This window comes from Chlorogloeopsis sp. ULAP01, from assembly GCF_030381805.1.
In the GTDB taxonomy this organism is placed as follows: domain Bacteria; phylum Cyanobacteriota; class Cyanobacteriia; order Cyanobacteriales; family Nostocaceae; genus Chlorogloeopsis.
Genome location: NZ_JAUDRH010000008.1, coordinates 324353 through 339445 on the forward strand (window position 1 = coordinate 324353; position 15093 = coordinate 339445).

A 15093-nucleotide genomic window follows, 5' to 3' on the forward strand; every position below is an offset into this window, starting at 1 on the left:
GTTCAGAACCCCGAATTTTTGAAAAAGTCGGGGTTCTATAACCTCTCATACTTATTCTTCCGTGCTCGCTGTGCCTGGAGTGGTTTTATTCTTCCATGACTCGTGCGTAAAGAACAATACGGGGGAGCGATTGTTAACTGGAGAGAACATTAGGCGATCGCTAAAACAGAAAAACTCCTCGCACGAGAATGGCGCGTCAAAATTGAAAAAATAGCAGCGCAGCTAAGGTTGATAACAGAATGACGGTAACTATACCCATCCAAGCCATAGAACTGGCTCCCGGTAGCCAAATCGCCATTCATAACCTATCCTGGCAAGACTTTGAGCAAATTCTCGCTGACTTAGGAGAAAAACGTCACACTCGCATCGCATACTACCGAGGCACCCTAGAAATCATATCCCCGTTAGCATTACATGAGCGTCTTCATCGCATCATTGCTTACATCACCACAATACTAGAAATCCAAGGACGCAACTGGGAAGATTTTGGCTCGACTACCTTTAAACGCCCAGAAATTGCTGGCGTAGAACCAGATACCTGCTTTTATATCCAAAACACCAGCCAGGTAAAAGGATGTACCCAAATGGACTTGAACGTTTGTCCTCCTCCAGACTTGGCCATTGAATCTGATGTTACTTCAAAAACCACCCTCAACGCATACATAGCCCTGGGCGTTCCTGAAGTGTGGATTTACAACAAGCATCAGCTAACCATTTACATCCTCCAAGCTAGCAACTACGTAGAATCTGCTTTTAGTCCCACTTTTCCCGATTTACTCATAACAGAACTTATTCCCCGACTGGTACAAAAAGCCATTGACGATGGAACCAGTCAAATGTTGCGAGAACTTAGAACCTTGCTACGTCAGTCAGAAAAATAATGACAAAATTTTAGTTTAACGAAAAATATTTATCTCTAATTTTAAGTTCGATGGAAAAGTGTTCAAGGAATTTCTTGCAAAAATTAGGAGCTAGGTTAATATCAAACACAGATAAACACAGATGGACAAAGATTTTATCAGTGTTTATCGGTGTCTATTGTGGTTGATTTGTTTGAGAATAGAATGAGTACAAAAAGTTTAGAGTAGGTGATGGCACTATTTTTGGCTCTTTCTGCTTAGATATTAATTAAAACAATTAATTGGATACAAGTTAATTTGAATATTGGCGTGAATCCAGTATATTTACTAGAAATTTTATGATATAGAAATTTAAGAGTTTATTCTGTTTGATTTTAATTAAGTCAAATGCTAAAACATTAGGAGAAAATTTACCTAGTATTTGCAAAAAATATTGGTATTTCTGAATTAAACCTTATAAGTATAAATTCCATGGTTATTGTTCAGTTAGCTTAACCAAAGTAAAAATTTGTCTTTTCACTATTACAAATTTTAGTCACTCTTGAATTAGCACTACTAAGTCAAGAGACATCAAAATATTTACTTTCTGGTATCAGTTAAGTCTATATAACCAAAAAACAAAGTAGATTCTCCAGTAGATTTGCTTTCAGTTTTAAACTTTTTATTCTTGCTAAAAATAAAAATCATGTCTGTAATTTTACAGAAGACAAACAAGAAAATATCAAGCAATAATTTATTCAATATTCTATAAATAATTACACAATATATTTCATAACTCAAATCATAAATAAGTAGACTATGACAATCAAAGTTAACTATTTAAGGTCATTATTTGTAAAATTTTCAGTCACAAGTATTGTAAATTATTCAATTTAGTTGATTTTTAATTGTTTAACTTCTAACGCCAAATTTGATTAAAAGAGATTATGACTACACTAAAAATAGGTGAGTTCACCGACATTAACTTAAGTCAATTGACAGAGATAAGACAAGATTTGTTCTTAGTAAAAATTTTAGTATTTACTTGTCTGAGTGCTGTCTCAGTAACTCTAATTCTAAGTTTTAAAGACATAATTTCATTGAGTGCAATGTTCTTTTTAGGACTGATGTATACTCATGCGGCAGTATTAGAGCATCGGTGCGTTCATAATACGGCTTTTCATAGTAAACAATGGAATCGAATTATAGGATTCTTATTAGGTTTACCTATGTTAGTATCCTTTTCTGACTATCAAGATAGTCATCTCAGGCATCATAAATTACTTGGAAGTTCAGAAGATAAGGAATTTTTTAATTATGACTGCGGCTCACTAAAGTCGCCAAAAATCTTAATCCCTCTTCTGCTATTACCTCACTATCGTCATGTAGCTGTAAGGTTATATAAAACAATCAAAGGAGAAGATTTAGAAGTTTTTAACACAATATCGAACGCAGAAGTAAAAATTCGAGATGAATACCGCTTAATGACTCTTTTTCTATTTTCAATTTTAGCTATTACAATAGGATTTCAAACAACAATTTTTTTGAAAATCTGGCTAATACCATTAATATTTGCCTCTCCAACTTATGCTTTGATTGAACTGCCCGAACATATAGGATGTGAGCGAAGTGTGGCAGATGTTGCTGTAAATACACGAACTATTACAGCTAGTAAATTAGCAGTGTGGTTTACAGATGGCAATAATTATCATGTTGAGCATCATTGGCTTCCTAATATACCTGGTGATAGACTGGCGGAACTACACAGTTATATAAAGCCAAAGATTCGATATTTAGATTCCTCTTACTTGTCGTTTTATACGAAGTTTATACGGAATATTTTCCGTGAACAAGTTTTTATTCCAGAAGCATGGTTACCTGAAAAAGCTCAGATAGAGACTAAATAATACAGGAGAGTAAAAATTAAATTACTAGTTAAAACTTTCTATCTTTCTATCTTTATACACCATTTTTTTACCAGTATTTTTCAAGAATTATGGTTCAGCAAATACTAGAATATTACAAATTTGTTGGCAATCAAGATTGTGATCGCAAGACAGTTGCTAACGTTGCGATCAAGAAAGGTCAAGTCATCAAAAATATAAACTTTGTTTTTAGTCTTCAAAATTTTTTAACTGTTCAAGTTGATTTCAACCAACATATTTTAGACGAATTGTTGGCGGCTATGAATCACTCTTGTTCGCCAACTTCCTTTGTAGACCTTACCAACAAGCAAATTATTGCAGAACGTGATATTGCTGTGGGAGAGGAAATAACATTTTTCTATCCTTCTACAGAATGGAGGATGGTTAGGCCATTTCAGTGTAGGTGCGGTTCTCCAAAGTGTATCACTACAATATCCGGAGCAGAAGATTTGCCAATCAGCTTGCTAAAGAACTACAGAATTAATTCGCACATTAAACAAAGCATCCTCAAAACACTAAATATCTCTGCATAACAAAGGATGAAACTACCGCAACTGCGATCGCACTAACTCAATTAATAGTGGAGTAGCATAATGATTGTTGATCTCGATACGGGCAAGAACCAAGACATCAGAAAAATCCTGCAAACAGCGACTGAATACGCTATTCGCTATCTTGAAGGCTTAGACACTCGTCAAGTTGCTCCTACAAAAGATGCGATCGCCAACCTCATTCAGTTAGATGAACCCCTTTCCAATGAGCCTGTCGATCCTGAACTCGTCTTACAAAAGCTCGATCAAATCGTTCCACCTGCAACAATGGCAATAGCAGGGCCTCGTTTTTTTGGGTTTGTCAATGGTGGTTCTCTGCCTGTAACTATAGCAGCTAATTGGCTAGCAACAGCATGGGATCAAGATTGTGGACTTTATCGAATCACTCCTGCTACTTCCTTTTTAGAGCAAGTGGCTCTACGTTGGCTTTTAGATATACTGCATTTACCCCCAGAATGTGGTGGTGCCTTCGTCACAGGTGCAACCGTTGCTAGCTTTACAGCCTTAGCTGCGGCTCGCCATGCCGTACTCAAACAAGAGGGTTGGAATGTAGATGCAGATGGCTTGTTTGGTGCGCCACCCATAACGGTTGCCGTCAGTGAGGAGATACACCCAAGTGTATTGAAACCGTTGGGATTATTGGGGCTAGGTCGAAGCCGAGTTGTGAAAGTTCCCGTAGATGCTCAAGGGCGGATGCGTCCGGAAGCCATTCCCAGCTTATCTCGTCCTGCAATTATCTGTACCCAAGTCGGAAATGTGAATACGGGCGCGTGCGATCCAGTGGCAGCGATTTGCGAACGTGCGCGAGAATTGGGAGCCTGGGTGCATGTAGATGGCGCGTTTGGACTCTGGGCGGGTGCAGCTCCATCGTTGGCGCACCTCACTACAGGAGTAGAAAATGCAGACTCTTGGGCGACAGATGCCCACAAGTGGTTGAATGTACCCTATGACAGTGGATTGGCGTTTGTTCGTGATGCTAAAGCTTTGCGAGCAGCGATGGCGATTACTGCCGATTTTCTGCCTACTGTCACCGATCAGCGCAATCCCTCAGATTACACACCTGAATTATCTAGGCGCGCTCGCGGTGTAGAAGTATGGGCTGCGTTGCGATCGCTCGGACGTTCTGGATTAGCAGATTTAATTGAGCGAACCTGTTGCCATGCTAGAAGATTTGCCAAGGAATTGAAAGCTGCCGGATATGAAATTCTCAACGATGTGGTGTTAAATCAAGTTTTGGTATCTTTTGGAAGCTCACAAACAACCCATCAGATCATCGCCGAGCTTCAAGCCGAGGGGACTTGTTGGTGCGGTAGCACAGTTTGGCAAGGGCAAACCGCCATGCGAATTAGTGTTTCGTGTTGGTCAACTACTGATGTCGATGTCGAACGAAGTTTAGAAGTTATACTACGAATTGCTGAGAAATATTGCCGTATTAGTTAAGAAAAGGCAGATGGCACAAGTAAATTAACTTATTGTTTAATTTTTGCTGACAACTACAAATCCACGTGTTTTACCAGATACTAAATCAAAAGTGTTCATTGCCCTCCATAAATCTGCTGTTTTTACCCAAACAGGTGGATACTTATAACGAGAAACATCCAAAATTAAAAATCTATCTGTCTGCTCATTGTAAGCTGCTATTGGTGATATGTGGCCACCTTTTTCTTGTCCAATTTCTTTACGTAAATAGTTAACTACAATAAAGTTTCCTGGTTGTTTTAAATTTTTGGCAGCGCGTTTGCGAAACTCTTCTATAGTAGTATCACCAGCATGATAAACCTGTGTTTTTACCTGATGGCTTGCTAATAATTTACCTAACTGTTCTAATGTCATTCCCATACGAGCGACAACTTGAGGAGCTATGACTTTTCGAGTTGCTTCGTTGTTAAAGAAGTTTTCTTGAGTAAATATGCGATAAGGCTTATATTCGGGAGCTTCTGGTGACGGTATTCCCAATGCATTTAACACCATCACACTACTAGCAACTCCACAATATGCTTGATTGTTTTGTGTCAAAAATTGCGTACTGAGAGGAAAGAAATCTTGTCGCGAACGACTTTCAATTAATAGCTTTTCACCTTGAGAAGACGTGAAATCAATCAAGTCTGATGATACAGGTATCGTCTGAGCATAGATATTATTTCCAGCAAAAAAAATGCCTAAAACAATAATTTTTGTAGGCAATTTAATTGGATTTCGTAAATGTTTTTTCATATATTATTTCCATTTAAATATTATTAATATAAATAGATAAAAAGAAATTAAATGTAAAATAATAACTCCTAGAAAATGGGTGAAACAGCTTTTTACCTTCTGCCATCTGTCTTCTACGTATCATACTAAACCTTTAGATTTACGAAACTCCAATACAACTTCTTTAATATCACGTAATTCTCCTTCTACTAAATAATTTAGTCTTTGCATTTCTTGAGCGGTAACACGTTCTTCAAGTTGAGATATGGCTTTCCTTAATTCAGGGTACTTTTGTAATGTTTGTTGACGCACAATTGGTACTGCTTGATAAGGGGGAAAGTACTGTTTATTATCTTTTAATATGACCAAATCTAAGCGGGAAATTTGCCCATCAGTGGAATTACCGTTGATCATATCTACTTGTTTTTGCAGTAGCGCTCGGTATATTAACCCTAAATCCATGAGGCGGGGAGATTTGGCAAAGCGTAAATCATAAGTTTTAGCTAATCCTGGAAAACCATCTTCTCGTTCCATAAATTCATAACCAAAACCACCACGCCACTGGGGCGTATATTGAGCAGCTTCAGAAAGAGTTTGAAGTTGATAGCGCCTTGCATCATCACCACGTATTATCATGGCAAATGTATTTTCAAAACCCAAAGGTGCCATCACTTCTAAATTAAACTTCTGAGCATAAGCTTGTTTTAATTGTTCGTAAACAACTTTTGGATCTTTAACTCCTTGTTGTTTCAAAATCCCAACAAGAGCTGTACCTGTGTATTCTACATAGGCATCAATTTTGCCAGCAACAAGAGCTTGATGAGTAACTAAGGCACTAGTAAAGCGGCGACGCCCAACTTTTAAATTAGTTGTTCCCTCGATTTGCTGTGCTAAAAGTTCGCTTAAAATATCTTGTTCGGTAAAACCCTTAGAAGCAACAACAATATTACCACTACCTCCACTATTGTTACTGGTTTGACAGCTAGCAATTGCAAATACTAAAGTAAAAGTTAAAAGGAAAAATATAAAAATTTTTTTCATTGATCTCTATTAATATCTCTATTCTTTGTGTCCTACCCTTACGGGTAGACACGTAGACGGACGTAGTCCGGCTTCAAGGTAGAGTAGTGGCTTCTGTAGACGGGCTTTGCCCGGCTTCCCGTAGGGTAAGTAGCCGCTCCGCTTCTAATGTGTCCTTTGTGGTTTGTCACTTCTTAAAATTATGAATGTGCGTTAACGTAGTGTAACGCACCCTAATTTTTAATTTTCAATTGTTTTTCTATCCAACTAATTCCTAAATCAGCGACTAAAGCAATCACTGCTGCTGGAATCGCACCAGCTAATATTAATTGATCATTCACTGTGGATATGCCACGAAAAATTAACTCCCCTAAACCACCCGCACCAATAGCAGCAGCAATAGTTGCAACACCGATCGCTATCACTGTTGCCACTCGCACTCCCGCTAAAATTACTCCCATCGCCAAAGGAATTTCTACTTGTAAGAGTAATTGTCGATCCGTCATCCCCATACCGCGCCCAGCTTCTCGAATCGCCGGATCTACACCCGCAATACCAGTGTAAGTGTTGCGAATTATAGGTAATAAAGAATATAGAGCCAGGGCAACAATTGCGGGAGTAGCACCAATACCACCAATTATAGGCACGGGAATAAGTAAGCCAAACAGCGCCAAACTAGGAATAGTTTGAAAAATATTAGCAATCCCCAAAATCGGTTGACGCAAAGATTTTTGGCGGGTAATTAATACACCTAATGGTATGCCTATCAAAATAGCGATGTCAATAGCAATTATAACTAGCAGCAAGTGTTCTAATGTGCGTGCAAGAATTTCTGGGGCATATTTGATTAAGAAAAAATTACTGATATTCATAGGGCGAAAGATTTTAAGCATTGCACAAAAGCAAGAGCTTCTGGATTTCGCGATCGCATAAATTCTTCTGGTGTCCCCAACACCACTAATTCTCCTCCATGCATTAAACCAATTCTCGAAGCTAAAATAAACGCTTCTTGAATATCGTGAGTCACAAAAACAACTGTCTTGCCTAATTCTTGTTGTAACCTTAAAAATTCTTGTTGCAATTCTAACCGTGTAATCGGATCGAGTGCGCCGAAAGGTTCATCCATCAATAATACAGGTGGATCTGCGGCTAGCGCTCTTGCGACACCAACTCGTTGCTTTTGCCCTCCTGAAAGTTCGTGAGGATATCTTTGGGCAAATTTTGCTGGCTCTAAACCAACCAAATGCAGAAGTTCGTATACCCGGCTTTTAATTTGATTAGGTTTCCAACCTTCCAAAGAGGGAACTAAACCGACGTTGCGTTCAACTGTGAAATGGGGAAATAAACCAGTTTCTTGAATGACATAACCAATTTTGCGCCGCAATTGAATTTCATTCCACTGAGTTGTCGGAATGCCATCAAATACAACTTCACCTTGGGTTGGTGTAAACAGGCGATTGATTAACTTCATTGTCGTGGTTTTACCGCTACCACTACGTCCTAACAATACCAGCGCTTCTCCTCGACTAATACTGAAATTGAGATTTGATACTAGGGGGCGATGGTTGCGGCTAAAGGCGACATTACGAAATTCGACAGCAATCTCCTGGGGCATAAGTTAAGTTTCCGTGGAGGTTGGTTTTATGTAATTATGTGCTAATTTTGTTAATAATTTAAAGAATACGCGGGAAAATAATTTTTTACTCTATGCGATCGCCCTATCTACCGCGCTATCTATATGCTTTCACTATTGAGTATGAGATAATTCCTATGGTCGCTAAATTGTCTAATTTGTTTGATTCCAAATAAATATTTCCCAGTTTTCTCAATCAAGCCATACTTCCCATTTTGGACAATACGAAATAGTTAATTTGACACTTTCTTTTGCTTGAGTGAGGAAGTTATTACTTGCTTGTGTTTCACAGGTGGACTTAATGCAACAGTGAGTTGCTGATAACTATTAGCAATCCAACTTAAAATAGTAAGACATATAAATTAAGTTATGGGCTTTAATCACCTAAAATCTCATGCGATCAGGGTAATGGCTGTCTTAGTTTAAACTTGGCATATATAAATGCAAAAGTTCTAACCCAAATCAGTTTACACTCAGTTGTGGAGAATACCTGGGGTGCGATCGCGTAATCTTAGCCAATTTTAATGCAACTCTCAGCCTAGAGTTAGCTTCAGCATTCATTATATTGACTAAGTGAGGCAATCCCTATCAAAGTTATACGGCTTGCTTAATTGTTAACTTTATAAAACTTAATAAATAATGGAAGATGAAAAGAAGAAATCTTTTAGTAACTGCTGCTGCCACAGTGAGTGCAGTGTGGTTATCAAGTTATTTAACTAGGAGAGCGCGAGTTATGACAACTTCTAATCCTGAGAAGTTTGAAGTTAACAAAACTGAGGAAGAATGGCGTCAAACATTGACACCAGAACAGTTCCGTGTTTTACGGAAACACGGTACAGAACGGGCTGGCACTAGTCCACTAGATAAAAATTATGCCAAAGGTACTTACGTCTGTGCTGGTTGCGGACAGCCATTGTTTACGGCAGAAACCAAATTTAATAGCGGTACTGGTTGGCCAAGTTTTTATGCACCCATTGAAGGGGCTATTGCCACATCCGTAGACAAGTCATTTTTTATGACTAGGGTTGAAGTTCATTGTAGCCGTTGTGGAGGACATCTTGGTCATGTGTTTAATGATGGCCCTGCACCGACTGGAAAGCGCTACTGCATGAATGGTGTAGCAATGGAATTTACTTCTCAAGCGTAATTTTTAAGTGTCTTAAACCGAAAAGCGATCGCCTGATTCTTGGTTGCACAAAAGAGGCGATCGCTTCTTATTATTTGACTTAATCACTCCAAATTTATCTTAGCTTTAAAAAATTAGGTAACAAACTTTATCTTAGTACTTTAACTGTGATTGTTTGACGCTTAATATCCTGATATATGATTAATACTTGATTGTTGAAAAATTAGAATTTGTAGGGTGCGTTAGAACGGAGTTGGGAACGCACAAACCCTTGATAATATTGCCTGACGCTGACGTTAACACGCATACATAATTTCAAAATCAAACCAGATTCTTATATTAATTAAATTACAATCGACAATCTTTCTTTTGGGGGAAGTAGATATCACTTCTTTAGATAGAAACGTTCATACAATTCTAAAAGTTATTCTAAACATACATCAGATAAAAGTTTTAAATAACACCAGGGAATACAATCACTGGGTTTTTACTTAGAAAACCTTTAATGCTATTTAGCTCTACATTTCTTACTTGACTTAGGAATTTAAAACAACACCTATGACTAATCCAAACGATCACAAAAGCTACCGTGAAGTTCAGCAAGATAGTTACACTGACACTCACGGAAATCTTCACACCAATGTAACGCGAACTACTGAAACAGTTGACAATACAGGAGTAAATTCTAACTCCTACCAAAGCGGTTATGTCCACGGGCGTGTATCTGAGCGTGATTACCAACAAGAGAGATTAGCACAACGAGATGATGACAATACTGCTCGTGGTTTATTCTTGGGCTTGTTGCTTGCCTTACTAGCAGGGTTGACAGGCATTGGCATTTGGTATTTCATCCAACGCGATGAAGCAGTTAATGATACTGCCACACCAACTGTGACTGTGACACCAACAACAGCTACACCTCAACCCCAAACTACAATTATTGAAAGAACCACAGAAGTTCCTGTTCCTGTGGAAAGAACTAGAGAAGTTCCGGTTCTAGTTCCTGTTCCCGGACAAAATAATTCATCTACAACCGCTCCCACTCCACCTAATATCAATATTACCGTTCCACCCGAACCACCTGCGGCTAGACAAACAACTCCAACATCACCATCAAATTCCAATACAGAGGCTGGTACTACAGCTACACCTTCTCCAGAGTTAACACCTAATAGTAATTCTTCTCCTACTGAGAACAGCAATCAAGATAATTCATCATCTCCGTAATATAGGATTACTATATTGATTGTTGAACAACAGTAGAATTTGTAGGGTGCGTTGGAACAGAGTTCGTGACGCACCATTCTTGATGGTTTAGTGCGTTAATTAAAGGAGGATTTTTGATATTTCAATATAAATACAATACTTCGCTACCAAACTTCTTTCAACTTCAAATTAATTCTCGGCAGAAAAATCTATCCCTACATTTCCCGCTTATATTCTTCTAACAATTGCGGAATGTAATCATATCCATCTACACCAATCACAGAAATAATTCTCTGGCGATTTTGTTGCAAAGTATTTTGAAAAGCTTCTGTACCCAATTGTCCTTGCAAAATTGTCAGTAATCCCGCAGGTTTAAGCCACTCCTGGGAAGCTATTTGGTTTAACAAATACATCCCCAAACAGCCAGTGTAAATTGCTCTTTCAAAACTTGCGAGATTGTAATTTGCTTCACCTAAAGTTGCTAAATTTAATCCCTGTAGATATAAATCACCAGCAAGTTGTGCTGTTCTAAAACCTTCTTCTAAATTTTTAATAGCATTTTCTGGTTGTTTAATGACTAAATATGCAATGCCTAAACTACTCAAACATAAAGCTTTACTTTGCACATCACCTAATTGCTCTGATAACCTTAAACCTTGTTGCAAATAGTTAATTGCCATTTCATAAGTTTCTGGTTCTAACTCTTGCAACTGCTGTGCCTGCATAACCTCGCTGTAACCCAAGTTAACCAAGGCATAAGCTTCTCCGGTTCTGTTGCCTGTTTGTCTACTCAGAATTAATGCTCTTTGACTGTAATCTATGGCTTCAGAGTAGTTTTGTTGAGCAACGCAAGTACGGCTCAGATGGTTGAGATTGGCAATTTCACAAGGACGATCGCCTGCATTGCGTGCCATCTCCAACGCTTGCTGATGAAAATTAATCGAGCGATCATATTGCCCCAATGCCCGTTGCGAATAGCCTAAAAGTGTCAAAATCCGCGCTTTTTCTTGCGTTCCCTCGACTCGACGTAAAGGCTCGTCCAGATAATTTAGCGCATCCCGCAAGTAGCTACCAGCAAAGGAGGCAAAAATACCGCCATACAAAGGAAAATACTGCCGTTGAGAAAATGTTCGCAAAATTTGCAACATTACCTGAGAAGCGGCGTTACCATAAATTGTACTTAAACCAAAACCATCTGCCAGTTGACTCCAAATCACAGCAAAAGTTAAAAAAGTGGAAATAGATAGTTTCGATCCAGCTTTAACGTTGTATGGTTGTTGGTCAAACCAGTGAACTAATCCCCGTTGCAAAAATTGTAATATTAATGTTATTTCTACCCAGTCACTGAGGTTGATATTGCGCTGCCGTTCGGCAAATGCAATGATAGATTCCTCCATTGCTAAAGTGCGAAGTAGTGCCTTGGGTAACTCACTATTGGTTTGCTTTGCCCAAGTTGCCCAAGGCCCGCTTTCTCCTGGTATGCCACCAAATCCTAAGGAATCCTGGCTCTGTTCGTACATCCAACTGACGAGATGTTCTTGGAGTCGTTGCCAAGCAGTCATACCACGAGTGATGCCATCGGCGATGTACTGAAAATCCTCATCTGCTTGAGCAAATTGTTGTAAAGATTTTGACAACTGTTGAATTTGTTGTAAAGTCAGGGGATGCTTGCGGTTGGAATCGGTAACGCGCAAAAAGGCAGCGAGGCGCTCTCCTGTTGGAACTGTAGTAATCTCCTTAATGGCAGTAGCTGTAGCTTCTGTAGCTTTATTTTGTTCTTCAGCACGTTGCCATTGACTTTGGATTGTCTTAATTGCTCTTAGAGTACGGGTGGCTTTTGCTTTTTTAAGTTCGTCTTTTTCTGTATCTACTTGCTGCTGAATAGCATTTAGGCGATCGCTCAACGCCAACTCAAAAATTTCTCCCGTCCCCACCGTTACACTTTTGAGCAGCATTTGATACACTTGTTCGACAGAACTAATCTTACCTTTGAGGGTAGTTTCGACAATTTCATCGATGAGGGCAAGATAGCGATCGCGAAGGGAAACAGACGACTCAGACACTTTCCAAACCAAGAACACGCTATGTTCATTTTAATTCGTGTCTTGAACAATAAGGCAGGTGAGGTTGTAGACATCGCATATCTGGGGACTTTTCTCTACGCAGACGATAAGTGATCGCTAAGGCAGAGAAAATAAATCACTTTTTTAGCATTTCTAATTTTCAATTTTTTCTGTACGCCCGGCAAGGTTGGCGATTACCACAGCTAATTCAGTCGGATTTACTGGTTTAGGAACGTGAAACTGAAAGCCTGCCAACAATGCTTTTGCTCTGTCTTCTGCTGTTGCATGAGCTGTTAATGCCACCGCAGGAGTGCTTCGCCACTGCTTTTGAGGAAGCGATCGCACTTTTTGAATCAGTGTGTAACCATCTTCTTGAGGCATCCCAATATCACTGACGATCACATCTGGCTGAAAATATGGCAGTGTATCTAAAGCCTCAACAGAAGAAGCAACTGCCACCACTTCTGCTCGATACTCCTCCAAAATAGCTAACAGCAACTCACGAGTATCTGCCTCATCATCTACTACCAGTACCCGTAAGCCTTTCAAAAAAGGGACACGCTCTTGACTGATTTGCTCCCCTTTAGTTTGTGAAAGCAACTGTGATGAATTTACCTTCACATCAACAACTGACATCGGCAGATGAACAATAAACGTCGCTCCCTGTCCAATTCCTGGGCTATGAGCAGAGACTACGCCACCGTGTAATTCTACCAAATGCCTGACAATTGCTAATCCTAATCCTAGTCCGCCATGCGATCGCGTATTGGAACTATCGCCTTGACGAAAGCGATCAAACACGTAGGGCAAAAACTCAGCAGAAATACCCTCTCCTGTATCTTGAACCCAAATCTGCACACTATCATCTGTGCGTTTTACTTGCACATTCACCTTTCCCGCTTGGGGTGTAAATTTCACAGCATTAGCGAGCAAATTCCATACTACTTGTTGTAAGCGATTGGCATCGCCGATTACTACCCCGACTGCCGGATCTAATTCAGATTCGATCTGAATTTTTTTTGCGGTGGCGGCTGGGCTGACTACATCTAGTGCAGCTTTAACAATCGATACTAATTCTATCGGCTGGAGATTAAGATAAAGTGTACCCCTGATAATTCGCGATACATTCAAAACATCTTCAATCAAAATTGTTAGAGATTTGGTATTACGATCAATTGTTTCCAGCGCCCTTGCTGTGGTAGCCTCATCAAACTTACGACTCCTAAGTAATTGCGTCCAACCAAGCATAGCATTGAGGGGCGTGCGGAGTTCGTGGGAGAGTGTTGCTAAAAACTCATCCTTCATGCGATTAGCAGTTTCCGCTTCGGTACGTGCAGCTTTTTCACTTGCTAGTAACTTTTCCCGCTCTTGTTCTACTTGCTTGCGTTCTGTTATATCTCGTTGAGTTCCCCAAGCTCTTACTAAAATGCCATTTTCTAAAATTCCCACAAGATTATTTAAAAAATACTTGCAATTACCATACTGATCCACCTCATAAGATTCGGCATCAATCAGGCGGTAGCCAGAACGGATAAAATTACGCAAATATTCAATATTCTGCGGTTCAGAAGCAATGAGAAAATCTTTTAACTTAGCTCCAATAATTTCTTCAGCATAACAAAAGCCATACATTTTTGCTGTCACATCGTTACAATCTCTGAGATAACCATATTGGTAAAAATGCTGAATCTGCTCGTCTTCAGAACAGTCTGACGAAATCGGTTGCTCTAGTTCAAAGCACCAAATACCTTCTGTACTTTGCTCTAAAAAAGCGCGGTAGCGTTCTTCGCTACTTCTAAATTTTGCCTCGCTGGTTTGAAACTGCTGCAAACTTGTTTCTAAGTATTGTTTGGCAGTACATAATTTAGAGTTTAGCAGCCCAATCAGTGTGGTTTCCAAGACAAATACACTCAAATATAAGACGTTCTCTACACCAAAACCCCAAAGCGAATAAACTGGTTCGAGAAAACTAAAAGAGAACACAGACAAAGCTATTGCTAGCAGCCCAGACATAGTACCCCCATAACACACACTGATTGCCACAGCTGCGAAAAATAATGGAAAAACATTTGGCGTTAGCAGTGATTGTATTAATAGCGTTAGTAGTAAGGTACTACCAACAGTCAAAACCGTCAGGGCATATGGTGCAAAACGGGAGGCTTCTCCTTTCAAAACGGATTCTCCTTTGATGCAGATGGCTGAAAAAACAATTGCCAAATTCATCTAGTCAAAGAATGCGATCGCTACACACCTATTTTGCAATATATACTTGTTTTTACTGATAAAGTCTGTAACAAATAGTATTTTATACATATTTATTTTATAAAGTCAGTTGTCTGTGCAGCAAGTAGCTGTATCTATTCCTTTAGATAGAGTATGCAAGAATTATTAAACGTTTATATCTATCTACAGATAGAATATACAAATCTATCAAAAGTGGTAGAAAATAACTCAAATCATAAAAATTTCTTTTTTTTACATCCAATATAAAAGATTATCATAATTATTTCTGATTGATTGCATTCTAAAATATTTAT

The 15093-nt window shown here is 39.1% G+C and carries 12 protein-coding genes; 6 read left to right on the plus strand and 6 right to left on the minus strand.

What is annotated here, in order from left to right; all coding sequences use genetic code 11:
* Window positions 1-239 precede the first annotated feature (239 nt).
* From QUB80_RS18255 to QUB80_RS18270, 4 genes are all read left to right on the plus strand, one after another.
* On the plus strand, window positions 240-881 hold the full coding sequence (locus QUB80_RS18255) for a Uma2 family endonuclease (protein WP_289790928.1): 642 nt from the start codon (window positions 240-242) through the stop codon (window positions 879-881).
* A gap of 905 nt (window positions 882-1786) precedes the next feature.
* Window positions 1787-2746: a fatty acid desaturase gene (locus tag QUB80_RS18260; RefSeq protein ID WP_289790929.1), complete on the plus strand. Its 960-nt coding sequence runs from the start codon at window positions 1787-1789 to the stop codon at window positions 2744-2746.
* Window positions 2747-2835: 89 nt separating this feature from the next.
* The gene (locus QUB80_RS18265) at window positions 2836-3297 is read left to right on the plus strand and encodes an SET domain-containing protein-lysine N-methyltransferase (RefSeq protein WP_289790930.1); all 462 of its coding nucleotides are present in this window, start codon (window positions 2836-2838) and stop codon (window positions 3295-3297) included.
* Window positions 3298-3357: 60 nt separating this feature from the next.
* Window positions 3358-4755, plus strand: a complete 1398-nt coding sequence (locus tag QUB80_RS18270; protein ID WP_289790931.1) for a pyridoxal phosphate-dependent decarboxylase family protein — start codon at window positions 3358-3360, stop codon at window positions 4753-4755.
* Window positions 4756-4791: 36 nt separating this feature from the next.
* On the opposite strand, the gene QUB80_RS18275 is transcribed toward QUB80_RS18270, so the two are convergent.
* The 4 genes from QUB80_RS18275 to QUB80_RS18290 form a co-directional block, all read right to left on the minus strand.
* Window positions 4792-5529: a phytochelatin synthase family protein gene (locus tag QUB80_RS18275; RefSeq protein WP_289790932.1), complete on the minus strand. Its 738-nt coding sequence runs from the start codon at window positions 5527-5529 to the stop codon at window positions 4792-4794.
* 120 nt (window positions 5530-5649) lie between these two features.
* Complete coding sequence (locus QUB80_RS18280) at window positions 5650-6549, minus strand: glycine betaine ABC transporter substrate-binding protein (protein WP_289790933.1); 900 nt, start codon at window positions 6547-6549, stop codon at window positions 5650-5652.
* 212 nt (window positions 6550-6761) lie between these two features.
* Window positions 6762-7400, minus strand: a complete 639-nt coding sequence (locus QUB80_RS18285) for an ABC transporter permease (protein ID WP_289790934.1) — start codon at window positions 7398-7400, stop codon at window positions 6762-6764.
* The gene (locus QUB80_RS18290; RefSeq protein WP_289790935.1) at window positions 7397-8143 is read right to left on the minus strand and encodes an ATP-binding cassette domain-containing protein; all 747 of its coding nucleotides are present in this window, start codon (window positions 8141-8143) and stop codon (window positions 7397-7399) included. Before QUB80_RS18290 ends, QUB80_RS18285 begins: the two co-directional genes overlap by 4 nt.
* Before the next feature lie 664 nt (window positions 8144-8807).
* Here QUB80_RS18290 and msrB point away from each other — a divergent pair.
* Together msrB and QUB80_RS18300 are read left to right on the plus strand one after the other, a co-directional pair.
* Complete coding sequence (gene msrB / locus QUB80_RS18295) at window positions 8808-9308, plus strand: peptide-methionine (R)-S-oxide reductase MsrB (RefSeq protein WP_289790936.1); 501 nt, start codon at window positions 8808-8810, stop codon at window positions 9306-9308.
* A gap of 537 nt (window positions 9309-9845) precedes the next feature.
* Entirely contained in the window at window positions 9846-10514 is a 669-nt protein-coding gene (locus tag QUB80_RS18300) for a hypothetical protein (RefSeq protein WP_289790937.1), read from the plus strand.
* A gap of 194 nt (window positions 10515-10708) precedes the next feature.
* On the opposite strand, the gene QUB80_RS18305 is transcribed toward QUB80_RS18300, so the two are convergent.
* Window positions 10709-12556 (minus strand): tetratricopeptide repeat protein, encoded by a 1848-nt coding sequence (locus tag QUB80_RS18305; protein ID WP_289790938.1) that lies wholly within the window; start codon window positions 12554-12556, stop codon window positions 10709-10711.
* A 153-nt stretch (window positions 12557-12709) separates the two neighbouring features.
* The gene (locus QUB80_RS18310) at window positions 12710-14779 is read right to left on the minus strand and encodes an ATP-binding response regulator (protein WP_289790939.1); all 2070 of its coding nucleotides are present in this window, start codon (window positions 14777-14779) and stop codon (window positions 12710-12712) included.
* Between the last annotated feature and the right edge of the window lie 314 nt (window positions 14780-15093).